Here is a 24,250-nt window from a genome sequence, read left to right as displayed (position 1 = left end):
CGGTCCGGTCCATCGTGCAGGCGGTTGCGGGACTCACCCCGCCTGCAGCATCTCAAGCTCCAGCCAGCGGTCCTCCGCCTGCGACAGCTCGGTCTCGGCCTGCGCCAGCATGGTCGAGGCCTTGTCGAAGCGGGCGGGGTCGCGGGCATAGAGGTCGGGGTCGGCCAGGATCGTCTTGAGCTGGCCGATCGCCGCTTCCAGCTTCTGCATCCGGGCGGGCAGCGTCTTCAATTCGTGCTGCTCGTTAAAGCCGAGCTTGGGCTTGCCCGCTGGCTGCGCCGCCGGGTTCGCCGATCGTTCGCGCGACTCCTTCGCCTTCGGCGCCGCGGCCCGCGCCTCGACGCCCTGCCCGCGCTGGACCAGCATGTCGCTGTAGCCGCCGGCATACTCGACCCAGCGGCCCGCACCTTCGGAAACCAGGACGCTGCCGGCCACCCGGTCGAGGAAGTCGCGGTCATGGCTCACCAGGATCAGCGTGCCTTGGTAGTCGCCGAGCATCTCCTGCAGCAGGTCGAGGGTCTCGAGGTCGAGGTCGTTGGTCGGCTCGTCGAGGACCAGCAGGTTCGCGGGCTGGGCCAGGGCGCGGGCGATCAGCAGCCGGTTGCGCTCGCCGCCCGACAGCACCGAGACCGGCGTGCGCGCCTGCTCGGGGCTGAACAGGAAGTCCTTCAGATAGCCGATCACGTGGCGGCTGTGGCCGTTCACCGTGACGCTGTCGCCGCGGCCGCCGGTCAGCACGTCGGTGACGGTCATCCCCGGTTCGAGCACGGCCCGGGCCTGATCGAGTACCACCGGCATCAGGTTGGTGCCGAGCACGACCTGCCCGGAATCCGGCTCCAGCCGGCCCATCAGGAGGTTGATCAGCGTCGACTTGCCGGCGCCGTTCGCCCCGACGATGCCGAGCCGGTCGCCACGCATCACCCGGAGCGACAGGCCGTCCACGATTTTGCGTTCCCCGTAGGATTTCGCGATGTCGCGGGCCTCGACCACGAGGCTGCCGGAGGATTCGGCGTCTGAAGCCTGCATGCTGACGCTGCCGACCGGACGGCGTACCTCGCGGCGGCTCTGGCGCAGCTCGTGCAGGTTGCCGAGACGCCGGACGTTGCGCTTGCGCCGTGCGGTGACGCCGTAGCGCAGCCAATGCTCCTCGGCGACGATCTTGCGGTCGAGCTTGTGCTGGTCGCGCTCCTCCTCCTCGAAGAAGGCATCGCGCCACGCCTCGAAACCTGAAAAGCCCTGGTCGATCCGGCGGGTCTCGCCGCGGTCGAGCCAGATCGTCGCCCGCGACAGGGCCGAAAGGAAGCGCCGATCGTGGCTGATCAGCACGAGCGCGGCGCGGGTGGACCGGAGTTCCGACTCGAGCCACTCGATCGCCGGAAGGTCGAGGTGGTTGGTGGGCTCGTCGAGGAGCAGCACGTCCGGCTCCGGGGCGAGCGCCTGGGCGAGCGCGGTGCGCCGCCCCTCCCCGCCCGAAAGCTTCGCGGGATCTTCGTCGCCCGTCAGCCCAAGGCTCTCCAGCAGGTAGCGGGCCCGATGGGTCGATTCCCCGGGCGGCAGGCCGGACTCGACGAAATCCATCGTGGTGGCGAAGCCGGAAAAATCCGGCTCCTGCGCGAGGTAGCGGATCGTGGTGCCGGGCTGCACGAAGCGGCGGCCCTTGTCGGGCTCGACCAGGCCCGCGGCGATCTTCATCAGCGTCGACTTGCCGGACCCGTTTCGCCCGACGAGGCAGGTTCGCTCGCCGGGTGCGATGGCGATCTCGCCGCGAGTGATCAGCGGCGTGCCGCCGAAGGTCAGCGCGACGTCTTGGAGAGTCAGAAGCGGGGGAGCGGCCATGCGCCGGCTTATGGCAGTGTGCGCCGGTCCGTTCAAACCCGCCCCCGCCTCTCTCCGATCCTCCGGTCAGGCGACGGGGTTTGCCGGACCCGGGGGGCTGATCTCCGGCGCGCCCGGATCGTTCACCGGAATCTCCGGCGGCTGGATGCCCGGCGCCTCGGCGGGGGTGTTACCGGGGATCTCCGGCCCGGGCGGCTGGGTCGGCGCCTGCGGGGGCTCGTAGGGCCGGTCCGGTCCGGGTCCGGGCTGCTGCGGCACCTCGGGGATTTGCCCCGGATCGGCGAGGGTGAAATCGGACACTGGGATCCTCCGCGCTGCCGACGCTGCATCTCGGCGTCGTTCCGGCGGAAACAAGGTCCGGCCGATCCGGTTCCGGACCGCTACTTCTTGGTCAGCAGGAGATTGCCCTCCTTGCTCGCCACCTTCTGGATCTTCTCGGCGAACAGGGCGAGCAGGAAGGGCAGCTTCACCTCGAGCCGGACGCTCTCGGGGCCCACGTCGATCGTACCGGCGATCTTCTGCGCGACCGCGGAGACGCCGAAATCGAGGCGATCCCCCGTCCAGGCGAGCTGGTCGACGCTGATGCCGCTCTTGGCCAGGAAGGCGCGCGCCTGATCGGTGCCGTGCTCAAGGCGCCGCTTGGCCTCGTCGCGGCCGAGGTCGTGCGGGATGTCGACGATGAGGGGCTTGGGCATGGTAGGCTGATCCGAGCTGAACCCGGCAGCAGATGGGGCCTCAGGCCGCCTCAGACAACGCCCCCGGGGGCCGCCTTGCCCTGCCGGGACGGAGGCGGCCCGGCACTACAGGCGCGTTGGGATCAGTTCAGGACGTGCAGCGACACGTAGGTCGTGCCGCCCATGCCCAGGGCACGGGCCGATCCGCGCGACAGATCGATGATGCGGCCATGCACGAAGGGCCCGCGATCGTTGATGCGAACCACCACCGAGCGGCCGGTCCGGGTGTTCTCGACGCGGACGCGGGTGCCGAACGGCAGGCTGCGATGGGCGGCGGTCAGACCGTTGGGGTTGAAACGCTCACCATTCGCGGTGCGGTGCCCGCTTCCGTACCAGGAGGCCCCTCCGCTCTGCGCGGTGGCCGGGAGGGTTGTTCCGACGACGGTGGTCAGCATTCCAAGCGAGACAACGAGCTTACCGAAACCAAACGACATTCTCACCGCATTCCCTTTGTTGTTATCGGGGCGGCGCCAGTCGTGTCAGAAATCGTCCGGAATAAGGCAGGTTTTCGCAACCGATTCACGTCACATTTTGGCCGATTTCGTGCTGATCAGCACGATTACATGCCCTAGTGTGACAGTTTATTTCGCTGCTTGTTGCGGATGAAATAGTGCGTAGTCGTCCCTGGGTGGCGGAAAGAACTATGGATGTCGTGCCGCCGGCCTCGAAAATAGGTCGTCGTTCCTAAGCCCTGCGCTGGCCGTGACCCTGCGTCCCGCTGAGATGGAGACGGCGCGCGCCAGCGGTGCGATCGCGGCGGTGATTGTCATGCCGGGCTGGTCCCGAAGAACAGCGGGCCCGAACGGCGGGGCAAGCGCAGACGAGCCAGCCTTTCGCGGCTCAAAGGGCGTCGTGCGCGCGCTGTAACCGAAGCTTAATCTTTCGCGGGATGGGCCGGACATTGCGCTCGGCAAAAACTGCAGCCCCAGAACGGGACGCGGGCCGACGAAATTCGAAAACGCGTCCTTTACCCTGTTCGGGTCATGGTCTGCCGGTCAGTCGCGTAACCGGTGTTTGCCATGGCTTCCCCGCGTACCGTGGCTGCCGACGTCGTCGCCCGGAAACAGGTCTCGCGTGCCGGGCGGCCCGCGTCGGCGCCACGGATGGGTCTCGTACCCGCCCAGCGTTCTCTGCCCCTCGATCAAGTGCTGATCGGGGATTGTATCGCAGCCATGAACAGCCTGCCGGCGTCGAGCGTCGACTGCGTGTTCGCCGACCCGCCCTACAACCTGCAGCTCGGCGATGCCGGCCTGCTGCGTCCCGACCAGAGCCGCGTCGACGCCGTCGACGACGACTGGGACAAGTTCGCGACCTTCGAGGCCTACGACGCCTTCACCCGGGACTGGCTCGCGGCCTGCCGCCGCGTGATGAAGCCGAACGCAACCCTTTGGGTGATCGGGTCATACCACAACATCTTCCGGGTCGGGAGCGCGTTGCAGGATCTCGGTTACTGGATCCTCAACGACATCGTCTGGCGCAAGGCCAACCCGATGCCGAATTTCCGCGGCAAGCGCTTCACCAACGCCCACGAGACCTTGATCTGGGCCTCGCGCTCGGCGGAGTCGAAGGGCTACACCTTCCATTACGACGCGCTCAAAGGGGGGAATGAAGACCTCCAGATGCGCTCGGACTGGTTCATCCCGCTCTGCACCGGCGAGGAGCGGCTGAAGGATACTGAGGGCCACAAGGTCCACCCGACCCAGAAGCCCGAGGCCCTGCTGGCCCGCACCCTGCTCGCGGCGACCAATCCCGGCGACGTGGTGCTCGATCCCTTCTTCGGCACCGGCACCACGGGCGCCGTCGCCAAGCGCCTCGGCCGCCGCTTCATCGGCATCGAGCGCGAGACGACCTACGCCGAGGCGGCCCGTGCGCGGATCGCCGCCGTGGAGCCGCTGTCGAAGGCCGCCCTCATGGTGGCGCCGACAAAGCGGGCCGAGCCGCGGGTGCCGTTCCTGTCGGTGATCGAGGCGGGGCATATCCGTCCCGGTGAGATCGTGACCGATGAGCGCCGCCGCTTCCGCGCCACGGTGCGTCCGGACGGCCAGCTCGACAACGGCCTCGTCATTGGCTCGATTCACAAGATCGGCGCCCTGGTCCAGGGATTGCCGGCCTGCAATGGCTGGACCTTCTGGCACGTGCAGCGCGGCGGCAAGCCGTTGGTGATCGACAGCTACCGGGCCGGCCTGCGGCAGGCGATGGCGAACGGATAGGACCCTTTGCGACTTTGCGAGCGTCGCGACGCTCGCAAAGTCGCGGCGCTGTTTTTTCGACGCGCATCGTGTTGGCGGCCACCCCGGCCGGGACGCTGCCTCAGCGTTTCCGAGCCGGGCCTGATCGCCGTGTCGGCGCCCTGGTGGGCGCCGGAGCCATCCGTGGCTCGACCTCCCCCTCCAGCAGATCATCCACCTCCAGCGGCGGTGCAGGCGCCGGCTTCGGCTGGGGTTTCGGCACGGCCCGGATGCGCGGGCGCGGCTCCGGATCCGGCATCGACACCGGGGCTTCCATCGCCGCCAGCAGCGGCATCGGCGGCGGGTCCTTCTTCGGGCGCCCGCGCGGCTTCTTCTCGGGCTCCGGCTTCGGGTCGAAGGCGTGGGCCAGAACCTTGCGCATCAGGCCGGGCAGCGGCTCGTCGTCGAGGGCGTTGCGCGGCGTGAAGCGCATGCCGGGCGGCGCGGGCGTCGAGAGGGCGACCCGGGCCACGAACACCGTCAGCTCCAGGGGAAAATGCGTGAAGCCGTGACGCACGAGTCCCGGCAGGCGCTTCCAGCGGGCGTCGAGGGGCGCGTCCAGCAGCGCTCCGGCCGCGTCGTAATCGGGCTCCCAGGCGCTGCCCGGCGGTTCGGCCATGTTGCCGAGCAGTCCCTCCGGCGCCCGCGTCCGCAGCAGCACCCCCTCGTCGCCGCTGCGGATCGCCACGAAGGCCGCGCCGCGGCGCAGCGCACCCTTGGCGACCTTGATCTTGCGCGGGAACGTGTCCTGCGTGCCGAGCCCCCGGGCCCGACAGGGCAGCATCCAGGGGCAGAGCGCGCAGGCGGGCCGCTTGGGCGTGCAGATCGTCGCACCGAGATCCATCAGCGCCTGCGCGAAGTCGCCCGGCCTGTCGTCCGGGACGAGCGCCTGGGTCAGTCGCCGGATCTCCGGGCGGCTGCCCGGCAGGGGTGCCTCGACCGCGTAGGCGCGGCTGAGGACCCGCTCGACATTGCCGTCGACGGCCGCTTCAGGCCGGTCGAAGGCGATCGCGGCGATCGCCCCGGCCGTATAGGCGCCGATCCCCGGGAGCTTGCGCAAGGCCTCCGCCGTATCGGGGAAGCGCCCGCCGCCCGCGGCCACGGCCTTCGCGCAGGCGTGCAGATTGCGTGCGCGGGAGTAGTAGCCGAGCCCGGCCCAGGCCGCCATCACGGCCTCCTCGGGGGCGTCCGCCAGGGCGAACACATCGGGAAAGCGCCCCAGGAAGCGCTCGAAATACGGCCGGACCGCCGCGATCGTGGTCTGCTGCAGCATCACCTCCGAGAGCCAGACCCGGTACGGATCGGGCACCTCGCCGGCGAGCGCCCGCCACGGCAGGACGCGCCGATGGCGGTCGTACCAGACGAGCAGGTCGTCGGCGCGCGGTCCGGCACCGGCTTGATGATCCATGGCTGTGCGGGGCGGCATGGGCAGATCGACAGGGTCCGCGCTGCATAGCCGGCGGGGTGAGGCGATCATAGGGCGGCGAAAGCGCGGCTGCGTCCTCCCTTCGTCAACCATCCTGCGCTAACGTCGCCGGATCCACAGGGCCGGGACCACCATGGCGCGCGTCAAACCGCTGGCCGAACTGATCGAGGGTTGCATCGGCCCGGCCTTTGCGGCGCAGGGCTTCGCCTCGACCGACATCCTGGCCGCGTGGCCCGAGATCGTGGGCGAGCGGCTGGCCCGCTACTGCCGGCCGTCCAAGCTCGAATGGCCCAAGCGCCGCCGCCGGGATGGCGAGGCGCCGGAAGCCGGTACGCTGGTCGTGCGCGTCGAAGGGGTGTTCGCCATCGAATTGCAGCACCTCGCGCCCGTGGTGATCCAGCGGATCAACAGACATTACGGCTGGGCCTGCGTGTCGCGGATCGTCCTGCAGCAGGATCGGGTCGGCCGGAGCGGCACGCAGGCCAAACCAACCCGCGTGGATCCCATTCGGGCCGTCGAGGTCCAGAAGGCGGTCGCCGGGATCGCCGATGACGGCCTGCGCGCGGCCCTCGACCGCCTCGGTACCGCGGCCGTCGCCACCCGCCCGGATCGATAAGCGAGGCGATTCGGTCGCCTTGCCAGGACGGCCGCGCCCGAGTACCCGCATCGGGACGCCAAGACTGATCAATCCGGCGGAGCCTGACCGATGACGACGCGACGCGACGCTCTCAAGTTCTCCGGCCTCGCCTTCGGCGCCGGCCTCGCCCTGCCCTACCTGTCCCGCTCGGCGCAGGCACAGGGCGCGGATCTCGCGACCCTGATGCAGCCGGGCCCGCTCGGCGATGTCTGGCTCGGACCGGCGGATGCGAAGTGCACGATCATCGAGTACGCCTCGATGACCTGCTCGCACTGCGCCGCGTTCCATAAGAACACGTGGCCGACGCTCAAGGAGCGGTACATCGACACCGGCAAGGTGCGGTTCACGCTGCGCGAGTTCCCCCTCGACCCGCTCGCCACCGCGGCCTTCATGCTGGCGCGCTGCGAGGGCGATTCGAAGTACTACCCGATCACCGACCTGCTGTTCGATCAGCAGGCGGCCTGGGCCTTCACGCCGAAGCCGGTGGATGCGCTGGAGCAGATGCTGCGGCAGGCCGGCTACACCAAGCAGACCTTCGAGGCCTGCCTGAAGGACCAGAAGATCTACGGCGCCGTCAACACCGTGAAGCAGCGCGGGCTCGACGTGTTCAAGGTCGATTCCACACCGACCTTCTTCATCAACGGCGAGCGCTACACCGGCGAGATGACGGTCGAGGGCATGGAGAAGGTGATCAAGCCGATCATCGGTGCCTGAAGGCCGGGCCGACGCTCTTGCGAAGCACCGTGCAGGAGTTGTGGTCCGAGCTGGAATACCAAATTAAAATCAACGGTTTACCATGTATGGGCTTCGCCTTGACACCCAAGATAGGCGAAACTATGGTGCGCCCGCTTGCTGGGGGCGTCCAGCCGGTTTCGGATCCTCCTGCCCTGTGAGTTTTGAGCCGTGAACGGCGACGACACGAGGGGCGGGGCAAGGGACGGAGACGGGACCGAGGGGACGCCGACGGACAGCGAACTCTCCGCGAGGCTCAGACGTCTCGAAATGCAGATCGAACGGAAGCGGCCGCAGGCTGCTGCCGATCCTTCGACGCGCCCTCGAAACGGCGGAGGCTCGTCGCTGGGCCAGGCCATGACGCTCTCGACCGAGTTCGTCGCTGGCGTGATCGCAGGAGGGGTACTCGGCTGGATCGTCGATCATGTCTTCGGGACCAAACCCTGGGGCTTGATCGTCCTTCTGATGCTCGGGTTCGTCGCGGGGGTCTACAACGTGATGCGGGTGTCGGGTTTCTCCGGCGCGCGTCCAGAGCGGCGCGACCGGCAGGAGCCATAAGGCGCGCCGGTCGGTGATAATCGAGGCGGCCGGCATGAGCCGGTGCGTCGGACAAGAAGGGCGGGAGCGGGAATGGCGGTCACGATCGACCCGATCGAGCAGTTCGAGCTGAAGCCGCTCGTATCGCTCGGCCATATCGGCCATCAGCAACTCGCGTTCACCCAATCCGCCCTGTACATGTTCGCCGCCGTCGGCGTGATCGCGCTGATCACCATCGTGGCGACCTCGTCGCGCTCGATCGTCCCGGGCCGGATGCAGTCGCTGGCTGAGATCTTCTACGAATTCATCGCCGACACGTTGCACCAATCCACCGGCGACGGCGGCAAGCGGTTCATGCCGCTGGTGTTCTCCCTGTTCATGTTCGTGCTGATCCTGAACCTGTTCGGGATGATCCCTTACGCCTTCGCGGTGACCAGCCACCTGATCGTCACCTTCGGGCTGGCCGCGCTGGTGATCTGCACCGTGGTGATCTTCGGCGTGATGAAGCACGGCACCCACTTCTTCGGCCTGTTCGTGCCGTCGGGCGTGCCGAAGCCGCTTCTGGCGATCCTGGTGCCGATCGAGATCATCTCGTTCATCTCGCGCCCGATCAGCCTGTCGGTCCGTCTGTTCGCCAACATGCTGGCCGGCCACATCGCGATGAAGATCTTCGCGTTCTTCGTGGTTCAGCTTCTTCTCGCGGGCGCCTGGAGCGTGCTATCGCCGCTTCCGCTGTTCCTGACGATCGCGCTGACCGCGCTCGAATTCCTCGTTGCGGCGCTGCAGGCCTACGTCTTCGCGACGCTGACGGCGATCTACCTCAACGACGCCCTTCACCCCGGCCACTAATCCGGCCGGCTCCACCCGCCGCAAACGTCAAAGCACGTTTCGATCTGAAGAGACCTCAGGAGTTATCATGGATCCCGTCGCTGCGAAGTACATCGGCGCCGGCCTCGCTTGCCTCGGCATGGCGGGTGCGGGCATCGGCCTCGGCAACCTGTTCGGTCAGTTCCTTGCCGGCGCTCTTCGCAACCCGTCCGCTGCCGACGGCCAGCGCGCCACGCTGCTCCTGGGCTTCGCCCTCACCGAGGCGCTCGGCATCTTCTCGCTGCTGATCGCGCTGCTGCTTCTCTTCGCCGTCTGATCGGCAACGGAGGCTGCGGCCTCCCGGTCAATGGGTGGGCGCTCCGTGATGGGGCGCCCACCTTCGTCCGTCACCGCATCGCGGTGGCTTCAGCGAACGGTGTCAGTGTAGCGGTCCCATGGCGCAGCCCAACCCCCTCACCACGCCGCCCCCGGGCGCCGACACGCAGTTCGTGCCGGGCCATGTCGAGCACCCGGAAGGGCATACCGGCGCCTTCCCGCCCTTCGAGAGCTCCGGCTTCCTGGCGCAGCTGATCTGGCTCGCGCTCGCCTTCGGGCTTCTCTACTACCTTATGGACAAGATCGCGCTGCCGCGGATCCAGTCGATCCTGCACGCCCGCGCGGAGCGTCTGCGGGCCGATCTCGATCAGGCGCAGGCCATGAAGACCGAGGCAGATGCCGCAGGCGTCGCCTTCGAGACCGCGCTGCGGGACGCCCAGGGCAAGGCGCGTGACATCGCGCAGACCACCCGCAACGAACTGGCTGCCGAGGCCGATGCCAAGCGCAAGGCGCTGGAGGAGCAGCTGAACGCGAAGCTCGCTGCTTCCGAAGCAACGATCCGCCAGCGGACCGAGGCCGCCATGGGCAATGTCCGCTCGATCGCGGGCGAGGCTGCAGCGGCGATCGTCGAGCGTCTGACGGGTCAGGCGCCCGATCGGGCAACCCTCGACCGCGCCCTCGACGCCACCGCACACTAGACGGGACCCCAACGATGCTGCTCGAAGCCGAATTCTGGGTCGCCGTCGCGTTCGTCATCTTCATGGGCATCGCCTGGAAGGCCGGTGCCTTCTCGGCGATGACCAAGGGACTCGACGGCCGTGCCAAGCGCGTCCGCCACGAACTCGATGAGGCCAAGCGCCTGCGCGAGGAGGCAGCCGCCGTGCTGGCCGACTACAAGCGCCGCCGCGCCGAGGCCGAGAAGGAGGCCGAGTCGATCGTCGCCGGCGCCCGTGAGGAGGCGCAGCGCGCCGCCGAAGAGGGGCACCGCAAGCTCGACGACTTCCTGGCTCGCCGCACCAAGGCTGCCGAAGTCAAGATCGCCCAGGCCGAGGCGCAAGCCGAAGCCCAGGTGCGGGCTGCGGCCGCGGAGGCCGCCGTGAAGGTGTCGGAGACGATCCTGCGCGATCGGTTGCAGGGCGAGGCCGCTCAGGGCCTGATCCGCGCGAGCCTCGGTGAGGTCCGGACGCGCCTGCGGTCCTGATCCCGTTCATCCCCGCGTAGAGAAGCCGCCTCCGGGTGGCTTTTTTCGTTCAGCGCCTTCGGCTCTCAAGAAAGAGCCCATCGCGCCCCGCTCATTGAGAGCGCCCTGCCTGCGCCGCATCGCTGTCAATCGCGATGACGAAGACCATCGGCACCGGCGAACATCGTGGCTGTGAACGACGTTCCCGAAGCGTGTGAGCACGGGGACGGTATGCCAGATAAGGCACGCATCGTGATCATCGGCGGCGGCGTCGCCGGCATCGAGGTGGCCACGAGCCTCGGGCGCGGCGGTCGAGCCGACGTAATCCTCGCCGATCGCAACCTGTCCCACGTCTGGAAGCCGATGCTGCACACCTTTGCGGCCGGCACGGCCCGGGCCGACCGGCAGAAGGTCGACTTCTTCGCCCAGGCGCACCGCAACGGCTTCCGGTTCCAGCCCGGGGCCCTGACAGGTATCGACCGGGCGGCGAAGCGGGCGAAACTCGCGGTCGAAGCCGCCGAGGGGCGGCCGGAGGTCGACCTCGCTTACGACCTCTTGGTCATCGCCATGGGGAGCAGGGCCAATGATTTCGGCACGCCCGGCGTTGCGGAGCATTGCCTGACCATCGACGATCTGACCGAGGCCGAGCACTTCCACGATCAGCTCCGATGCCATCTGCTGGCGCGGCTGGATCGCGGCGGCCTGCTGGAGATCGCGATCGTGGGTGGTGGGGCAACTGGCGTCGAACTCGCTGCCGAGCTGAAACACGCCATCAACCTGCTCTCGGCCTACGGTTCGCCGGACCTGCCGCAGCGCTTGCGCCTGACCTTGATCGAAAGCGGGCCGCGCCTGTTGCCGGCCTTTCCGGAGCGTGTCTCGCGCGCCGCCGCCCGCACCCTGTCGGACCTCGGCGTCGCGGTGCGGACCGGCGCAATGGTGACGGCGGCGGACGCGTCGGGCTTCACCCTGAAGGATGGAAGCCGCATCTCCGCCGTTCTGAAGGTCTGGGCGGCCGGCGTGAAGGCCCCCGACGTGCTCGCCGGCCTCGACGGGCTGGAGCGGTCACGGACCGGACAGCTCGTCGTCGGCCCAGACCTGCGCGCGACCCGCGATCCAGCGATCATCGCGCTTGGCGATTGCGCCAGCCTCGCCGATCCGCAGACCGACAAGCCGGTTCCCGCCACCGCTCAAGCCGCTCGGCAGCAGGCGCAGCACCTTGCCCGCCATCTCGGACGCGCGCTGTCCCGAGGCGGCACTGTGGCGACCCAGTTGCCGCCATTCCGCTACGTCGAGAAGGGCGCCATCGTCTCGCTGGCCGATTTCAACGGCTGGGGGACGCTGGGCCGCTACACCTTCGGCGGCGGTCGCCTGAACGGGCTGTCCGCCCGGCTCACCCACGACCTGCTGTACCGCCAGCATCAGATCGGCCTGTACGGACCCGTCCGCGGGACCTTGACGTGGCTACTCGACGATCTCGATCACCTGATCAGCCCGCCCGTGAAGCTCGACTGACTGGCAGACCTTAATCAAGCCGTTCGCCCTCGACCGCCTTGGTCTCCTCCACCTCCGGCGCAACCTGTCCGTAATTCAGCACCGCCACCAGAGCGGCTCCGCCGAAGGTGTTGCCGAGCAGCGTCGGCAGAAAAAACTTGAACCCGTAATCGCCCATCGAGGCGGCCCCTGTGACCACGAGGTAGAAGGCCTCCACGGAGCCGGCCACGATATGGGCCAGGCTGCAGAGCGCCACCAGCCACGTCATCAGCAAGATCACGAAGGGTGCCGCGCTGGCCGTGGCGGGCAGGAACCACACCATTAGGGCGATCATCCAACCGGCGAAAACTGCCTTGACGAACGTCGCCCAGAATTCGTGCGCGATGGCGTCGTGGCTGATCTCCGCGAAGGCCTTGAGCACCGGGGGCTCGAAGGCACCCGAATAGGCCACCACCGTCGCGATCGTGAGCGTCCCCAGGATGTTGCCCGACAGGACGATCGACCAGAGCCGGACTACCCTCAGGGCCGTCTTCATGGAGCGGTCGTGCAGCAGCGGCAGGACCGGCGTGATCGTGTTCTCGGTGAAGAGCTGCTGCCGCCCGAGGACCACGACGAGGAAGCCGACCGCGTAGCCCATGGAGCTCACGATCTTCGCCCAGTCCGTCTCGGGCAGGTGGGTCCGCAGGACGCCGGGCACAATCAGGGACAGGGCGATGCTCAAGCCCGCCGAGAAGGCCGAGAGGAACAGCGCGAGGCCGTTGCGCCGCAACTCCTCGTCGCCTTCCAGCCGGATCACCTCGTGCAGGACGTAGGCATCGGGGCGGCCGATCTCCGAGACCTCCTTCAGCAACTCGTCGCGGCGGGCCGCCGGATCGGCCCGCTTGTCCTTGTCCCGCACCATCCACTCAGCTCCGTGACGCAACGCGACCCGATTGGAGGTCCGTCATTCAGGCCGACAGCCGGGCCAGCAAGGCTTCGACCGCGCCGCGCGCCTCGGCGAGCGCCGCAGAATCCCGACTGCGCACGACGATCCGATTGCGAAAACCCTCCGGTGTCATCGCCGGGTACGAACCGATCGACACCTTTGGCCGCTCCTTGGCGATCAGGCCGAGTTCGCCGGCGTAATTGCCCTCCGGCAGGCCGGCCGCCTCGATCGTCTCGGAGAGCATCGCGGCGCCGCCCTGCAGGGTCGGGGCGATCGAATCCAGCATGGCCTGCATGATGGCGGGCACACCGGCCATCACGTGGACGTTGCCGATCCGGAAGCCTGGCGCCTTCGAGACCGGGTTGGCGATCAGGTCAGCGCCGAACGGGATCCGTGCCATGCGCAGGCGGGCTTCGTTCAGATCCTCCGGCTTGTGCCGTTCCAGCAGCATCGCCCGGGCGCGCTCATCGACATCGATGCCGACCCCGAAGGCTCGGGCGACGCAATCCGCCGTGATGTCGTCGTGGGTCGGGCCGATCCCGCCGGTGGTGAACAGATAGGTATAACGGGTTCGCAGGGCGTTGACCGCTTCGACGATCATGTCGGCCTCATCCGGCACGACCCGCACCTCGCGGAGATCGATGCCGGCCGCGGTGAGGAAGTCCGCGATGGTGCCGATGTTCTTGTCCTTGGTGCGACCCGAGAGGATCTCATCGCCGATCACGAGGATGGCGGCGGTGACGGATTCGGTGGTCTGGTCCATGGGTCTCTGGCGTCGGGTGGATCGCGTGGGCAGATAGCGCGACACGCTCTCCTGGCTACGACAATCCCGAGGATGCCATGCAGTTCGCCGCGCCGCTCCTGCCGGGACGGCTGGTTCGACGCTACAAGCGCTTCCTGGCCGATATCGAGACCGCGGACGGGCTCGTCACCGCGCATTGTCCCAATCCGGGGGCGATGCTGGGGCTGAATACGCCTGGGGCGCGGGCACTACTCTCCCGCTCGGCGAACCCGACGCGCAAGCTCCCGCTGACCTGGGATCTGGTCGAGGCCGATCTGCCCGGCGGCCCGCAATGGGTCGGCCTCAACACCCTGCGCCCGAACGCTCTGGTGGCCGAGGCTTTCCGGGCCGGGGCGATTTCGGCCTTGGCCGGATACGACGTGCTGAAGCCGGAGGTCCGCTACGCACAGGCGAGCCGGGTCGATTTCCTGGCGAGCGGCGGTGGTGGCGGGCCGTGCCATGTCGAGGTCAAGAACTGCCACCTGATGCGTCGGGTCGGTCTGGCGGAGTTCCCCGACTGCATGGCCGCCCGCAGCGCCCGGCACATGCGCGACCTTGCCCAGGTTGTCGTCGCGGGTGGGCGGGCGCTGGTCGTCATCGTGGTGCAGATGCACGCGGAGGCGTTCGATGTCGCCCGCGACATCGACCCGGCCTTCGATCGAGCCTTTCGGGAGGCGCGTGCCGCGGGCGTGGAGGTTCGGGCCTATCGCTGTGCCGTCGGCCCGGAGGGCGTGACCATCGCGGAGGAGATACCGGTCGTCACGCCGCCCTGACGGCCGAGCGCTCGAACATCAGGTTGAGCCGGGAGCGCGCGACCTCGCGATAGCCAAAGCCCTCAAGGTGCTTCGGCAGGTCGATCTGCCATTGGCCCGTGCCGTTCTCGATCAGCAGGATGCGTGGCAGGAGGGCTTCCGGCGCCTCGCGCAGAAACGGCTCCAGAATCAGATCCTCGGCGCCCTCCACGTCGAGCTTGACGGCATCGACCCGCGACAGCCCTTCGCCCCGCAGCAGATCCATCAGCGTCACCGCCGGCACGGTAATCCGGGCGCCTTCGTTGGTGCCGACGATCCGCAGGCTCGATTCGCCCCGGTTGCGGGGATCGATGAACAGGGTGAGCTCGCCGGCCTTGTCGGCCACTGCGCAGGCGACTGCCTTCACGGTGTGGAACGGATTCTGGGCGATGTTGTAGGTCAGGCGGTCGAACACGTCGGGCTGCGGTTCCACCGCGACGATCCGCGCACCTGGGCCCGAGAACGCGGCCACGCACAACGCGTAGGCTCCGATATTGGCGCCGATGTCGAGGAAGACGCAGTCCTTCGGCAGGCGTTCCTGAAGAAGTGCCCGTTCCTCGGGATCGAAGAACTGCGGGGTGAACAGCACCTTCTTCTCGCAATTGTTGTTGTACGGGTGCAGCCGCATCCGCGCCCCGTAGCGGGTGACGTCCAGGGGCTTGCCCCGCAGCCGCGAGATCGCGATCCGGCGCAGAAACAGCGCGAGGCGCCGCCCATACCAGGATTCGGCCGGGATCCGGTTCGTGCGGCGGGTGATGGCCGCCACGAGACCGGTGGGTTCGTAGGTGCCGTAAGGCTGCGTGTCCGTCATGACCGGCGGGGTTTGCCAGCCGGCGCGCCACCCCGCAAGCCGATCACGATGCGTTGCCCCGGCAAGCCCGCGTGGTCTAAGCGGTGGCCGAGCGTGAGGAGCATGGGTAGCCCGGCATGGAATCCTTCAATTCCGACGGCGTGCGGATCGCCTATATCGATGTCCCACCGGCGGCAGGGGACAGTCAGTCGGCGGGCAAGCCGATCCTGCTGATTCACGGCTTCGCGTCGAACCACGCGGTCAACTGGGTCAACACCCAGTGGGTGAAGGCCCTGACCCAGGCCGGATACCGGGCGATCGCCCTGGACAATCGCGGCCATGGCGAGAGCGAGAAGCTCTACGATCCGGCTGCCTACAGCTCGGAGTCGATGGCGGGCGACGCGATCCGGCTGCTCGACCATCTCGGCATCGAGCGCGCCCACGTGATGGGCTACTCGATGGGCGGGCGGATCACGGCCCACATCGCCCTGGATCACGCGAGCCGGGTCCGCTCGGCGCTGATCGGCGGGCTCGGGATGCATCTCGTCGAGGGCAAGGGGTTGCCGTCGGGTATCGCGGAGGCGCTGGAGGCGCCCGCCGGCACAAAGGCGGCGAACCCGACCGCGGCGGCCTTCCGCATGTTCGCCGAGCAGACACGGAGCGACCTGCGGGCGCTGGCGGCCTGCATGCGCGGCTCCCGCCAGACCCTGAGCCGGGCGGAACTCGGGCAGATCGAGGTTCCGGTGCTGGTCTCGGTCGGCACCCTCGATACGGTCGCGGGCTCCGGTCCGGGTCTCGCCGCCCTGATCCCGGATGCGCGGGCGCTCGAGATCGAGGGCAAGGATCACTCCACCGCGGTCGGCGCCAAGCCGCACCGGGACGGCGTGCTGACGTTCCTCGCGGCGCAGCCGTGACCGATCAGCTCTTTAGCCGGTAGCCCGTGCGGAAGATGTAGGTGACGAGGCCGAGGCAGATCACCAGGAACAAGGCGGTCATGCCGAGGCTGATCGCGATGTTCACGTCCGCCTTGCCGAAGAACGCCCAGCGGAAACCGCTGATCAGGTACACGACCGGGTTGAGCAAACTCACCGCGTGCCAGAACGGCGGCAGCATGCCGATGGCGTAGAAGCTGCCGCCCAGGAAGGTCAGCGGCGTGACGACGAGGAGCGGCACGAGCTGAAGCTTCTCGAACCCGTCCGCCCACAGGCCGATCACGAAGCCGAACAGACTGAAGGTCACGGCGGTGAGCAGCAGGAAGCCGACCATCCAGACCGGGTGCTCGATCCGCAGCGGCACGAACAGCGCCGAGGTCGCCAGGATGATCAAGCCGATCAGGATCGACTTGGAGGCCGCCGCGCCGACGAAGCCCAGCACGACCTCCAGCGGCGAGATCGGCGCCGACAGGATCTCATAGATCGTGCCGGCGAAGCGCGGGAAGTAGATGCCGAACGAGGCGTTCGAGATGCTCTGCGTCAGCAGCGACAGCATGATCAGCCCGGGCACGATGAACAACCCGTAGGGCACGCCGTCGACCGCCGAGACCCGCGAGCCGATCGCGGCGCCGAACACCACGAAGTACAGCGTCGTCGAGATCACCGGGGCCAGGATGCTCTGCCCGGCCGTGCGCCAGAACCGTCCCATCTCAAACCGATAGATCGCCCGGACCGCCGGCCAGTTCATGCTGTAGGCCGTGCTCATGCCCGTGCTCCTTCTTCGCGCACGAGGCCCACGAAGATGTCCTCCAGCGAACTCTGTTCGGTGTGCAGGTCGTTGAACCGGATGCCCGCCGCGGCGAGCCCGGTGAGCAGCCCGGTGATGCCGGTGCGCTCGGCGCGCGTGTCGTAGGTGTAGACCAGTTCGCGCCCCTCCGCGGCGAGGGCCAATTCGTAATCGGCCAGCTCCGGCGGAACCTCGGCGATCGGCTGCTGGAGATTCAGGGTGAGCTGCTTGCGCCCCAGCTTGCGCATCAGCGCGGCCTTCTCCTCCACCAGGATGATCTCGCCACGGCGGATCACGCCGATGCGGTCGGCCATCTCCTCCGCTTCCTCGATGTAGTGGGTGGTGAGGATGACGGTGACGCCCTGTTGGCGCAGCTCGCGCACCAAGCGCCACATGTCCTGGCGCAGCTCGACATCGACGCCTGCGGTCGGTTCATCGAGGAACAGCACCCGGGGCTCGTGCGACAGGGCCTTGGCGATCAGGACCCGACGCTTCATCCCGCCCGAGAGGGTCATCAGCCGGCTATCGCGCTTGTCCCACAGGGACAGCGCCCGCAGGATCCGCTCGATATGGCCGGGATCCGGCCGCAGCCCGAACAGGCCGCGGGAGAAGCTGACCGTATTCAGCACCGTCTCGAAGGCGTCGGTGGTGAGTTCCTGCGGCACGAGCCCGATGGCGCGCCGCGCGGCGCGGTAGTCGCCGGCAATGTCGTGGCCATCGACCAGCACGGTGCCGGAACTCGGCGTGACGATCCCGCAGACGATGTTGATCAGGGTCGACTTGCCGGCGCCGTTCGGGCCGAGCAACGCGAAGATCTCCCCGGCCTCGATCGCGAGGTCGATGTCGCGCAGGGCCGTGAAGCCGGACGTGTAGGTCTTCGACAGCTGCGAGATGGATATGATCGGCATCAGGGCCTGAATGGAGCGTTGGCGAGCCCGGAGCCGGCAACGTGCGCATCGCTCGCGCGTCGATGCGCCGATGGCCGTCGCCTCGGGAAGGCCGGCCCTATAGCACGCCGATCGCGAAGCCGGACCGATCCGGTGTGCGCCGGCGCACGGCCGGGCACGTCAGCCGCTACCGCTCGCTGAAGCGCTCGACGATCGCCAAGCATTCCCGGCGCTGATCCGGGTCTTCGATGCGTGAGAACGCCGCCAGCAGCGCCGCGCATTCCGAGGCCGCCGGCCCACGCGGTCCCGCGTTCGCGGTCCCGCGTCCCTGGAAGGTCGAGACGGGGATCTTCAACGCCTCTGCAATCTGTCCGAGCAGCCGCACCCGCTCGTCGGCGGAGGACGTGGCTGTCATGGGATCGAAGCCCGCTGCGTCCGTCATGATGCCTTCAACACCAACCCTCGATCGGACGCATGCGCCGACGCCCGGCGCGAACATCCACATATTCGCGACCGGTGCAACCTACCGTTAGGTGTCGAACCCCGCGGCAGACAACGGAGCTTCGATGGACAGGTGGTGCGGACCGGATCAGCCGGCCTCTGGGCAACAGCCAAGTCCATCATCGCGCCGTGAAATGGCGCCGTGATCAGACGAGCTTGGCTCAACCCGCTCGCCGAAGCGTGATGAGCGCGATAAGCCCGACCAGCGTCCCGGCCCCGAGGAACCTGCGCCAGGGATTCACCCCGCGCAGCAACTCATCGAGCGCCCACCACGCGAGGGCGAGGTCAGCGCCGACAGACAGCCATCGCGCCAGGGGCTGGTTCGTCTGGGCCGCCCAGGCGCCCAACGTGAGCCCACCGAACAGCCACAGGGGCAGATTGGGCCATTGACCAACGGTCAGCGCGCCGGTTTTGCGGTTCCGGAACAGCCAATCGACCGCTCTGGCGAACACGCCGGTCCTGCTCTGCTCCATGGCGGCGAACCTTCTGGGAGAATGCGTGCTCTGCCGCACTGCCGCGCCGCGCCGGTGGAGCTAGAACGCGTTAACGGGTTGGGCGCGGTCTTAACGAAGAACTAACCTTAGTAAATGGAAACCGCCCGCAAATCCCTAACGGAAGCTGAAAAGACTCGCGGAAATTCCGTTAATACGTTGGTAATGCGTTGGCCGGGCGGCGAGGCAGCCGCCCTTCAGAGAGGATCGACCATGAGCGCCCGTCTCGAAGACCTGAAGTTCATGCTGACGCTCAGCGCCGTCGTGCTCTTCGGCAGCGGCCTCGATATCATCCTGCGCTGATCGAGACGGCCGCGTCGGCATGGAACCGCTGGCCACCGCGCGCGATGGCGCGCCGGAGGGCGGAACGCGCCGCCGTGTCACGGGTCGGTGCTGTACGGCCTGATTCCGCAGCGTAGGGGATAGCGACCACGCGGGTCCCGAAGGCGGCCCGGTGATGCGAGCCAGCGATATCGCGTGGGGTGGAAACGGTTTGGCCGGAGCGGAGGAAGCTCCGCAGCTCGGCGACTTTCGCCCGACGTTCCGCCTGGATTCTCAACAGAGCAAGCACGAGACCGACCAGCCCGGCGGTCTCCAGAATGGCTGCAACCACGTAGCCCAAAGCCATCCAATTTCACCGAGCACTCTGATGGGGACACCGCGCCGCAGCGGCCGGTCCCGATCTGCGCCCGCATGGTTAGCGCGACCTTAATGGCATCTTCGATCGCCGCCGCGGCTGGGCGCCGTATCGGGCGCCGACGTACCGAAGCTCCGCCGTGTCACAACCCATCTATGTCCCAAGGCCGGGACACGATATCACTCGGCGAGCGACGCCCGCTGCCCTGAGCGCCAGCCCCGCGGTCGGACGCTGATGAGACGATGCCACGGCCGATCCTGCCCTGCGCCGCATGACACCGGACCAATTCTTCGCGTGGCAGCTCGGACAGGACGGGCTCTACGAACTCGTCGATGGCGTCCCGGTGCCGCACGTCAAGATGATGATTGGGGCCAGCGCCCAGCACGATCGGGTCACCGTCAACATCATCGCGGATTTGCATCACCAGCTTCGGGGAACAGGCTGCCGCCCGACCACCGATGACATCGCTCTGCGCACGAGCATCGCAACGCTCCGGCGCCCGGACGTCACGGTCGAGTGCGGCGAGCTGGTGCGCAACAGCTATGAGAGCCGGTCGCCCCGCCTCGTCTTAGAGGTCCTCTCGCCTTCAACAAGCAGCGTCGACCGCTTCCGCAAGCTCGACGAGTATCGCCGACACCCGACCCTGCGCGGCATCCTGCTGGTTGAGACCTGGTTTCCCAGCGTCCTTCTGTACCAACGTACCGGCGAGGCCTGGGAGCCGGAGACCTACGAGGCGATGACCGACATCATCGACCTGTCGGAGATCGGCGCGCGTCTGGCGCTGGCCGACATCTACGAGGCTGTGGCCTTCGAGCCTGGGCTCAACGCGCCGTGACCGCGCGCTACCACATGTCGAGGGCGACGCGGGCCTCGTCCGACATGCGGCTCTGATCCCACGGCGGATCGAACACCATCGTGACCGAGCAGGATTGAACGCCCGGCACCGCAGCCACCGCGTTCTCGACCCAGCCGGGCATCTCGCCCGCCACCGGGCAGCCGGGCGCCGTCAGCGTCATGTCGATCGCCACCTTCCGATCGTCGCCGATATCAACCTTGTAGATCAAGCCGAGTTCGTAGATGTCGGCCGGGATCTCCGGATCGTAGACGCTCTTCAGCGCCGCGACGATGTCGTCGGTCAGGCGATCCAGTTCCGCCGGCGGGATCGCGGAATCGCCGGCGACGGCGGGGGCGTTCATGCCGCCCGTGATGGTGGCGTCGGTGGTCATCGCTTCACTCTCTTCGGACGCGTCCGGATGGGACCAGCCTCGAACCCGTATATCAGGTGAACAGCATTTCTGCCTTGGCGAGCGCCTCGGCAAGGGCATCGATCTCGGCCGTCGTGTTGTAGAGGCCGAACGAGGCGCGGCAGGTCGAGGTGACGCCGAAGCGGTTGAGCAGCGGCATGGCGCAATGGGTCCCGGCCCGCACCGCCACGCCCTGCCGGTCGATCACCGTGGCGATGTCGTGGGCATGGGCCCCCTTCATCTCGAACGCGATCACGCCGCCCTTCCCCTCAGCCGTGCCGATCAGGCGCAGGGAATTCATCGCGCCGAGCCGCTCCTGCGCGTAGGCCGTCAGCTTCGCCTCGTGCGCGGCGATCGCATCGCGCCCGAGCGACATCATGTATTCGAGCGCCGCTCCGAGACCCACCGCCTCGATGATCGCCGGGGTGCCGGCCTCGAACTTGTGCGGCGGATCGTTGTAGCTGATCGCATCTTCGCCGACCGTCCGGATCATCTCGCCGCCGCCCTGGTAGGGCGGCAGCCGATCCAGCCACTCCTTCTTGCCGTAGAGCACGCCGATCCCGGTCGGGCCGTAGACCTTGTGGCCGGTGAAGACGAAGAAGTCGCAATCGAGCGCCCGGACGTCGACCGGCTGGTGCACCGCGCTCTGGGCCCCGTCGAGCAGCACCGGCACGCCGTGGGCGTGGGCGATGCGCACGATCTCGGCGGCCGGCGTCACTGTGCCGAGCACGTTCGACATGTGGGTGATCGCCACCATCTTGGTGCGGGGCGAGAACAGCTTTTCGAATTCCTCGACGAGGAAGTTGCCCTCGTCGTCCACCGGCGCCCACTTGATCACGGCGCCGCGGCGCTCGCGCAGGAAGTGCCAGGGCACGATGTTGGAGTGATGCTCCATGATCGAGAGGATGATCTCGTCCCCCTCCCCGATCAGGCCGCCCCAGCCCATCGACGAGGCCACGAGATTGTAGGCCTCGGTGGCGTTGCGGGTGAAGATGATCTCGTCGGTCGAGGCCGCGTTGAGGAACTGCCGCGTGGTCTCGCGGGCGCCTTCGAACCCTTCGGTCGCGGCGTTGGCCATGTAGTGCAGGCCGCGGTGGACGTTGGCGTAGCCGGTCTCCATGCAGGACACCATCGCGTCGATCACCTGCCGCGGTTTCTGCGCCGAGGCGGCGTTGTCGAGATAGACCAGCTTTTTGCCGTAGACCTGCTGCGCCAGGATCGGGAAATCCTTGCGGATCGCCTCGACGTCGTAGGTGGGGGTGAGGACGGGTGCGTTCATCGCTTCTCACTCACGGGTCGCCCTCCTTCCGGAAGGACGGAGTCCCCTCCCCCTTGTGGGGAAGGGGTTAGGGGTGGGGGTGGTTCAGGAGGCACCGCCGAGCCACACCCGGAGCCACTCCCACCTCCGGCTCCTCCCCAGAGGGGGGAGGAGAGCGCGTCGCGCTAGCCCCGCGCCTTAAGCCAGGCTTCGATCTCGCCGATCAGCGCCGCGCGGGCGCCCTCGTGCGTGACCGCTTCCACCGCCTCGCCGACGAAGGCCTGAACCAACAGGCTCTCGGCGATCGGACGCGGCAGGCCGCGGGCCATCAGGTAGAACAGCAGTTCCGGATCCGGCGCGCCGCAGGTGGCGCCATGGCCGCAGGCGACGTCGTCGGCGAAGATTTCCAGTTCCGGCTTGTTCATCATCTGCCCCTCGTCGGTGAGGAGGAGACAGTCGGACTTCATCTTGCCGTCGGTTTTCTGGGCGGCCTGACGGACGATGATCTTGCCCTGGAACACGCCGGTGGCATCGCCGTCGATGATCCACTTGAACTGCTCACGGCCGACGCCGCCCACGGCGGCGTGGTCGGCCAGCAGCGTCGAGTCGGCGAGCTGGCCGTTGCGCAGCATGGCGGCGCCATTGACCACGACGTTGGTGTCGTCGCCCGCGACATGGACGTAGATCTGGTGGCGCGACAGCACAGCCCCGGTGACGAGGTTCACGGTCTCGACCTGACCCTCGGCCTCGACCTTCAGCGAGAGAGTCGAGAGCGCGATGGTTGCGTCGCCCTCAATGTTCAGGCGGGTGTGCCGGAAGGCGGCCTTGGGGCCGACCACCACGTCGAGGGCGTCGTTCGGCTGGCAGGTGAGGCCGTTCGGTCCCTCGTGGCTCTCCAGCAGGCTGAATTCCGCGCCTTCCCCGATCTGGACGAGCACGCGGGTCGCCGTCGAGAACGGCGTGCTGCCGGTGCCGACGAAGCGCAGGTGGATCGGCTGCTCGGGCTTGGCGCCGGCCGCGACCCGGATCACAGCGCCATCCGCCAGGAAGGCGGTGTTGAGCTGATAGATCGGGTTCTCCCGGGCCTGGGGCACGGGGGCGAGCTGGGTCAAGGCGTCATTGCCCTGGCTCAGCGCGTCGTTCAGCGGCATGACCGTGACGCCGGCCGGGATCCGTTCGAGATCGGACAGCTCGCGGACGAGGTGGCCGTTCACGAAGGTCAAGCGCGCGGCCTCGATCCCAGCAAAGCCCTTCGCCTCGGCGACCGCCACCTTGGAAACATCGAGACTCGGCGCCTCGGCCGGCGGCGCGGCTTCGCTGATCGCGGCGCGCAGGTCGGTGTACTTGAACGCCTCGACCCGGCGGCTCGGCAGACCGGTCGCCTCGAAGAAGCGGAACGCCTCCTCGCGGGCGATGGTGGCGTCGCTGGCAAAGCTCTGGCGGGCCGTCTCGAACAGCTTCGACAGGCCGGCCTCGGCGGGGGAGCGGAGGTTGGTGACGTCGGCCATGGCTCAGGCCGCCTCGTTGGTGCGGTATTCGGCGTAGCCCGAGGCTTCGAGCTCCAGGGCCAGCTCCTTCCCGCCGGTCTTCACGATCTGGCCCTTCGACATGACGTGCACGGTATCGGGCACGATGTGGTTGAGCAGCCGCTGGTAGTGGGTGATCACCAGGAACGCGCGGCCCTGGTCGCGCAGCGCATTCACGCCCTCGGAGACGATGCGCAGGGCGTCGATGTCGAGGCCGGAATCGGTCTCGTCGAGCACGCAGAACTTCGGCTGCAGCAGCGCCATCTGGAGGATCTCCATGCGCTTCTTCTCGCCGCCGGAGAAGCCGACGTTGAGAGCGCGCTTGAGCATCTCCTTGTTGATCTCGAGCTTGTCGGCCGCGCCGTTCACCGCCCGGATGAAATCGGGGGTCGACAGCTCGGCCTCGCCGCGCGCCTTGCGCTGGGCGTTGAGGCAGGCCTTCAGGAACGTCATCGTGCCGACGCCGGGGATCTCCAGCGGATACTGGAACGCCAAGAAGATGCCGGCGGCGGCGCGCTCGTCGGCGGCCATCTTCAGCACGTTGTGCCCGTCGAGCAGGATCTCGCCGTCGAGGACCTCGTAGTCCTCCTTGCCGGCGATGACGTATGAGAGGGTCGACTTGCCCGAGCCGTTGGGGCCCATGATGGCGGCGACCTCGCCGTCATTCACGGTGAGGTTCAACCCGTTCAGGATGCGGTTGTCCTCGATCTGCACGACGAGGTTCTTGATTTCCAGCATGTCTTGGTAGTCCTAAAC

29 protein-coding genes are annotated in these 24,250 nt (G+C 67.9%); 12 read left to right on the top strand and 17 right to left on the bottom strand.

The genetic code is table 11. From position 1 onward, the window contains the following. Window positions 1–33: 33 nt before the first annotated feature. The 4 genes from OXS27_RS08115 to OXS27_RS08100 form a co-directional block, all read right to left on the bottom strand. Window positions 34–1,836, bottom strand: a complete 1,803-nt coding sequence (locus tag OXS27_RS08115; RefSeq protein ID WP_267355431.1) for an ATP-binding cassette domain-containing protein — start codon at window positions 1,834–1,836, stop codon at window positions 34–36. Between the two features lie 66 nt (window positions 1,837–1,902). Next, window positions 1,903–2,136 carry a hypothetical protein gene (locus OXS27_RS08110; protein WP_244005274.1) on the bottom strand — a complete coding sequence of 78 codons (234 nt, stop codon included), beginning with the start codon at window positions 2,134–2,136 and terminating at the stop codon, window positions 1,903–1,905. An 80-nt stretch (window positions 2,137–2,216) separates the two neighbouring features. Further along, a complete protein-coding gene (locus tag OXS27_RS08105; RefSeq protein ID WP_243927119.1) occupies window positions 2,217–2,531 on the bottom strand; it encodes a polyhydroxyalkanoic acid system family protein in 315 nt (104 codons plus the stop codon). A gap of 122 nt (window positions 2,532–2,653) precedes the next feature. Beyond that, window positions 2,654–3,004, bottom strand: a complete 351-nt coding sequence (locus OXS27_RS08100; RefSeq protein ID WP_243927117.1) for a septal ring lytic transglycosylase RlpA family protein — start codon at window positions 3,002–3,004, stop codon at window positions 2,654–2,656. 585 nt (window positions 3,005–3,589) lie between these two features. Here OXS27_RS08100 and OXS27_RS08095 point away from each other — a divergent pair. Then, complete coding sequence (locus OXS27_RS08095) at window positions 3,590–4,780, top strand: site-specific DNA-methyltransferase (protein ID WP_276592446.1); 1,191 nt, start codon at window positions 3,590–3,592, stop codon at window positions 4,778–4,780. A gap of 100 nt (window positions 4,781–4,880) precedes the next feature. Here OXS27_RS08095 and mutY read toward each other — a convergent pair whose 3' ends face one another. Next, window positions 4,881–6,224, bottom strand: coding sequence for an A/G-specific adenine glycosylase (mutY, locus tag OXS27_RS08090; protein WP_267355430.1), 1,344 nt, complete (start codon window positions 6,222–6,224; stop codon window positions 4,881–4,883). A gap of 133 nt (window positions 6,225–6,357) precedes the next feature. On the opposite strand from mutY, the gene OXS27_RS08085 reads away from it, so the two are divergent. The 8 genes from OXS27_RS08085 (at window position 6,358) to OXS27_RS08050 (ending at window position 11,965) form a co-directional block, all read left to right on the top strand. Further along, on the top strand, window positions 6,358–6,840 hold the full coding sequence (locus OXS27_RS08085) for a DciA family protein (protein WP_267355429.1): 483 nt from the start codon (window positions 6,358–6,360) through the stop codon (window positions 6,838–6,840). Window positions 6,841–6,930: 90 nt separating this feature from the next. After that, window positions 6,931–7,575 carry a DsbA family protein gene (locus OXS27_RS08080; protein WP_243927111.1) on the top strand — a complete coding sequence of 215 codons (645 nt, stop codon included), beginning with the start codon at window positions 6,931–6,933 and terminating at the stop codon, window positions 7,573–7,575. Between the two features lie 189 nt (window positions 7,576–7,764). Next, window positions 7,765–8,151: an AtpZ/AtpI family protein gene (locus tag OXS27_RS08075; RefSeq protein WP_243927109.1), complete on the top strand. Its 387-nt coding sequence runs from the start codon at window positions 7,765–7,767 to the stop codon at window positions 8,149–8,151. A 72-nt stretch (window positions 8,152–8,223) separates the two neighbouring features. Next, a complete protein-coding gene (locus OXS27_RS08070; RefSeq protein ID WP_243927107.1) occupies window positions 8,224–8,979 on the top strand; it encodes a F0F1 ATP synthase subunit A in 756 nt (251 codons plus the stop codon). Between the two features lie 67 nt (window positions 8,980–9,046). Continuing rightward, window positions 9,047–9,274, top strand: a complete 228-nt coding sequence (locus OXS27_RS08065) for a F0F1 ATP synthase subunit C (RefSeq protein WP_007566773.1) — start codon at window positions 9,047–9,049, stop codon at window positions 9,272–9,274. Window positions 9,275–9,392: 118 nt separating this feature from the next. Further along, window positions 9,393–9,971 (top strand): F0F1 ATP synthase subunit B', encoded by a 579-nt coding sequence (locus OXS27_RS08060; protein ID WP_267355428.1) that lies wholly within the window; start codon window positions 9,393–9,395, stop codon window positions 9,969–9,971. Window positions 9,972–9,988: 17 nt separating this feature from the next. After that, window positions 9,989–10,474, top strand: a complete 486-nt coding sequence (locus OXS27_RS08055) for an ATP F0F1 synthase subunit B (protein WP_243927229.1) — start codon at window positions 9,989–9,991, stop codon at window positions 10,472–10,474. Between the two features lie 210 nt (window positions 10,475–10,684). Continuing rightward, window positions 10,685–11,965 carry an NAD(P)/FAD-dependent oxidoreductase gene (locus OXS27_RS08050; RefSeq protein WP_267355427.1) on the top strand — a complete coding sequence of 427 codons (1,281 nt, stop codon included), beginning with the start codon at window positions 10,685–10,687 and terminating at the stop codon, window positions 11,963–11,965. A 10-nt stretch (window positions 11,966–11,975) separates the two neighbouring features. On the opposite strand, the gene OXS27_RS08045 is transcribed toward OXS27_RS08050, so the two are convergent. Together OXS27_RS08045 and OXS27_RS08040 are read right to left on the bottom strand one after the other, a co-directional pair. Continuing rightward, window positions 11,976–12,845, bottom strand: a complete 870-nt coding sequence (locus OXS27_RS08045) for a formate/nitrite transporter family protein (protein ID WP_267355426.1) — start codon at window positions 12,843–12,845, stop codon at window positions 11,976–11,978. Between the two features lie 46 nt (window positions 12,846–12,891). Further along, the gene (locus OXS27_RS08040) at window positions 12,892–13,632 is read right to left on the bottom strand and encodes a molybdopterin-binding protein (protein ID WP_243927100.1); all 741 of its coding nucleotides are present in this window, start codon (window positions 13,630–13,632) and stop codon (window positions 12,892–12,894) included. A gap of 77 nt (window positions 13,633–13,709) precedes the next feature. On the opposite strand from OXS27_RS08040, the gene sfsA reads away from it, so the two are divergent. After that, window positions 13,710–14,423, top strand: a complete 714-nt coding sequence (gene sfsA, locus OXS27_RS08035) for a DNA/RNA nuclease SfsA (RefSeq protein WP_267355425.1) — start codon at window positions 13,710–13,712, stop codon at window positions 14,421–14,423. Here sfsA and OXS27_RS08030 read toward each other — a convergent pair. Further along, window positions 14,410–15,252, bottom strand: a complete 843-nt coding sequence (locus OXS27_RS08030; protein ID WP_243927096.1) for an FkbM family methyltransferase — start codon at window positions 15,250–15,252, stop codon at window positions 14,410–14,412. The genes sfsA and OXS27_RS08030 overlap by 14 nt on opposite strands. Window positions 15,253–15,368: 116 nt before the next feature. Here OXS27_RS08030 and OXS27_RS08025 point away from each other — a divergent pair, with 116 nt between their 5' ends. Beyond that, complete coding sequence (locus OXS27_RS08025) at window positions 15,369–16,145, top strand: alpha/beta hydrolase (protein WP_243927094.1); 777 nt, start codon at window positions 15,369–15,371, stop codon at window positions 16,143–16,145. Window positions 16,146–16,149: 4 nt separating this feature from the next. Here OXS27_RS08025 and OXS27_RS08020 read toward each other — a convergent pair whose 3' ends face one another. From OXS27_RS08020 to OXS27_RS08000, 5 genes are all read right to left on the bottom strand, one after another. After that, entirely contained in the window at window positions 16,150–16,911 is a 762-nt protein-coding gene (locus OXS27_RS08020) for an ABC transporter permease (RefSeq protein ID WP_267355514.1), read from the bottom strand. 14 nt (window positions 16,912–16,925) lie between these two features. Then, complete coding sequence (locus tag OXS27_RS08015) at window positions 16,926–17,861, bottom strand: ABC transporter ATP-binding protein (RefSeq protein ID WP_243927225.1); 936 nt, start codon at window positions 17,859–17,861, stop codon at window positions 16,926–16,928. A gap of 163 nt (window positions 17,862–18,024) precedes the next feature. Then, on the bottom strand, window positions 18,025–18,279 hold the full coding sequence (locus tag OXS27_RS08010) for a hypothetical protein (protein ID WP_243927092.1): 255 nt from the start codon (window positions 18,277–18,279) through the stop codon (window positions 18,025–18,027). 220 nt (window positions 18,280–18,499) lie between these two features. Further along, window positions 18,500–18,811, bottom strand: a complete 312-nt coding sequence (locus OXS27_RS08005; protein WP_267355423.1) for a hypothetical protein — start codon at window positions 18,809–18,811, stop codon at window positions 18,500–18,502. 307 nt (window positions 18,812–19,118) lie between these two features. Next, a complete protein-coding gene (locus OXS27_RS08000; RefSeq protein ID WP_243927088.1) occupies window positions 19,119–19,457 on the bottom strand; it encodes a hypothetical protein in 339 nt (112 codons plus the stop codon). Between the two features lie 280 nt (window positions 19,458–19,737). Here OXS27_RS08000 and OXS27_RS07995 point away from each other — a divergent pair, with 280 nt between their 5' ends. After that, window positions 19,738–20,301: a Uma2 family endonuclease gene (locus OXS27_RS07995; protein WP_267355422.1), complete on the top strand. Its 564-nt coding sequence runs from the start codon at window positions 19,738–19,740 to the stop codon at window positions 20,299–20,301. A 7-nt stretch (window positions 20,302–20,308) separates the two neighbouring features. On the opposite strand, the gene OXS27_RS07990 is transcribed toward OXS27_RS07995, so the two are convergent. The 4 genes from OXS27_RS07990 to sufC form a co-directional block, all read right to left on the bottom strand. Next, the gene (locus OXS27_RS07990; protein ID WP_243927084.1) at window positions 20,309–20,692 is read right to left on the bottom strand and encodes an SUF system Fe-S cluster assembly protein; all 384 of its coding nucleotides are present in this window, start codon (window positions 20,690–20,692) and stop codon (window positions 20,309–20,311) included. A gap of 52 nt (window positions 20,693–20,744) precedes the next feature. After that, entirely contained in the window at window positions 20,745–21,989 is a 1,245-nt protein-coding gene (locus tag OXS27_RS07985) for a cysteine desulfurase (RefSeq protein ID WP_243927082.1), read from the bottom strand. 164 nt (window positions 21,990–22,153) lie between these two features. After that, a complete protein-coding gene (locus OXS27_RS07980) occupies window positions 22,154–23,476 on the bottom strand; it encodes a SufD family Fe-S cluster assembly protein (protein ID WP_267355421.1) in 1,323 nt (440 codons plus the stop codon). A gap of 3 nt (window positions 23,477–23,479) precedes the next feature. Next, window positions 23,480–24,232, bottom strand: coding sequence for a Fe-S cluster assembly ATPase SufC (gene sufC, locus OXS27_RS07975; RefSeq protein WP_267355420.1), 753 nt, complete (start codon window positions 24,230–24,232; stop codon window positions 23,480–23,482). Window positions 24,233–24,250: the final 18 nt, after the last annotated feature.

Origin of the sequence: Methylobacterium sp. GC_Met_3, from assembly GCF_026540775.1 — a bacterium.
In the GTDB taxonomy this organism is placed as follows: domain Bacteria; phylum Pseudomonadota; class Alphaproteobacteria; order Rhizobiales; family Beijerinckiaceae; genus Methylobacterium.
The sequence above is the reverse complement of the archived record's forward strand: the minus strand, read 5'-3'. Positions and strand labels throughout refer to the sequence as shown.

What these genes read in the sequence shown, in the direction of transcription:
- OXS27_RS08115 (WP_267355431.1), bottom strand. Translation starts at nt 1,836, where the DNA reads ATGGCCGCTCCCCCGCTTCTGACTCTCCAAGACGTCGCGCTGACCTTC.
- OXS27_RS08105 (WP_243927119.1), bottom strand. Translation starts at nt 2,531, where the DNA reads ATGCCCAAGCCCCTCATCGTCGACATCCCGCACGACCTCGGCCGCGAC.
- OXS27_RS08100 (WP_243927117.1), bottom strand. Translation starts at nt 3,004, where the DNA reads ATGTCGTTTGGTTTCGGTAAGCTCGTTGTCTCGCTTGGAATGCTGACC.
- OXS27_RS08095 (WP_276592446.1), top strand. Translation starts at nt 3,590, where the DNA reads ATGGCTTCCCCGCGTACCGTGGCTGCCGACGTCGTCGCCCGGAAACAG.
- mutY (WP_267355430.1), bottom strand. Translation starts at nt 6,224, where the DNA reads ATGCCGCCCCGCACAGCCATGGATCATCAAGCCGGTGCCGGACCGCGC.
- OXS27_RS08085 (WP_267355429.1), top strand. Translation starts at nt 6,358, where the DNA reads ATGGCGCGCGTCAAACCGCTGGCCGAACTGATCGAGGGTTGCATCGGC.
- OXS27_RS08080 (WP_243927111.1), top strand. Translation starts at nt 6,931, where the DNA reads ATGACGACGCGACGCGACGCTCTCAAGTTCTCCGGCCTCGCCTTCGGC.
- OXS27_RS08070 (WP_243927107.1), top strand. Translation starts at nt 8,224, where the DNA reads ATGGCGGTCACGATCGACCCGATCGAGCAGTTCGAGCTGAAGCCGCTC.
- OXS27_RS08065 (WP_007566773.1), top strand. Translation starts at nt 9,047, where the DNA reads ATGGATCCCGTCGCTGCGAAGTACATCGGCGCCGGCCTCGCTTGCCTC.
- OXS27_RS08060 (WP_267355428.1), top strand. Translation starts at nt 9,393, where the DNA reads ATGGCGCAGCCCAACCCCCTCACCACGCCGCCCCCGGGCGCCGACACG.
- OXS27_RS08050 (WP_267355427.1), top strand. Translation starts at nt 10,685, where the DNA reads ATGCCAGATAAGGCACGCATCGTGATCATCGGCGGCGGCGTCGCCGGC.
- OXS27_RS08045 (WP_267355426.1), bottom strand. Translation starts at nt 12,845, where the DNA reads ATGGTGCGGGACAAGGACAAGCGGGCCGATCCGGCGGCCCGCCGCGAC.
- OXS27_RS08040 (WP_243927100.1), bottom strand. Translation starts at nt 13,632, where the DNA reads ATGGACCAGACCACCGAATCCGTCACCGCCGCCATCCTCGTGATCGGC.
- sfsA (WP_267355425.1), top strand. Translation starts at nt 13,710, where the DNA reads ATGCAGTTCGCCGCGCCGCTCCTGCCGGGACGGCTGGTTCGACGCTAC.
- OXS27_RS08030 (WP_243927096.1), bottom strand. Translation starts at nt 15,252, where the DNA reads ATGACGGACACGCAGCCTTACGGCACCTACGAACCCACCGGTCTCGTG.
- OXS27_RS08025 (WP_243927094.1), top strand. Translation starts at nt 15,369, where the DNA reads ATGGAATCCTTCAATTCCGACGGCGTGCGGATCGCCTATATCGATGTC.
- OXS27_RS08020 (WP_267355514.1), bottom strand. Translation starts at nt 16,911, where the DNA reads ATGAACTGGCCGGCGGTCCGGGCGATCTATCGGTTTGAGATGGGACGG.
- OXS27_RS08010 (WP_243927092.1), bottom strand. Translation starts at nt 18,279, where the DNA reads ATGACGGACGCAGCGGGCTTCGATCCCATGACAGCCACGTCCTCCGCC.
- OXS27_RS08005 (WP_267355423.1), bottom strand. Translation starts at nt 18,811, where the DNA reads ATGGAGCAGAGCAGGACCGGCGTGTTCGCCAGAGCGGTCGATTGGCTG.
- OXS27_RS08000 (WP_243927088.1), bottom strand. Translation starts at nt 19,457, where the DNA reads ATGGCTTTGGGCTACGTGGTTGCAGCCATTCTGGAGACCGCCGGGCTG.
- OXS27_RS07995 (WP_267355422.1), top strand. Translation starts at nt 19,738, where the DNA reads ATGACACCGGACCAATTCTTCGCGTGGCAGCTCGGACAGGACGGGCTC.
- OXS27_RS07990 (WP_243927084.1), bottom strand. Translation starts at nt 20,692, where the DNA reads ATGACCACCGACGCCACCATCACGGGCGGCATGAACGCCCCCGCCGTC.
- OXS27_RS07985 (WP_243927082.1), bottom strand. Translation starts at nt 21,989, where the DNA reads ATGAACGCACCCGTCCTCACCCCCACCTACGACGTCGAGGCGATCCGC.
- OXS27_RS07980 (WP_267355421.1), bottom strand. Translation starts at nt 23,476, where the DNA reads ATGGCCGACGTCACCAACCTCCGCTCCCCCGCCGAGGCCGGCCTGTCG.
- sufC (WP_267355420.1), bottom strand. Translation starts at nt 24,232, where the DNA reads ATGCTGGAAATCAAGAACCTCGTCGTGCAGATCGAGGACAACCGCATC.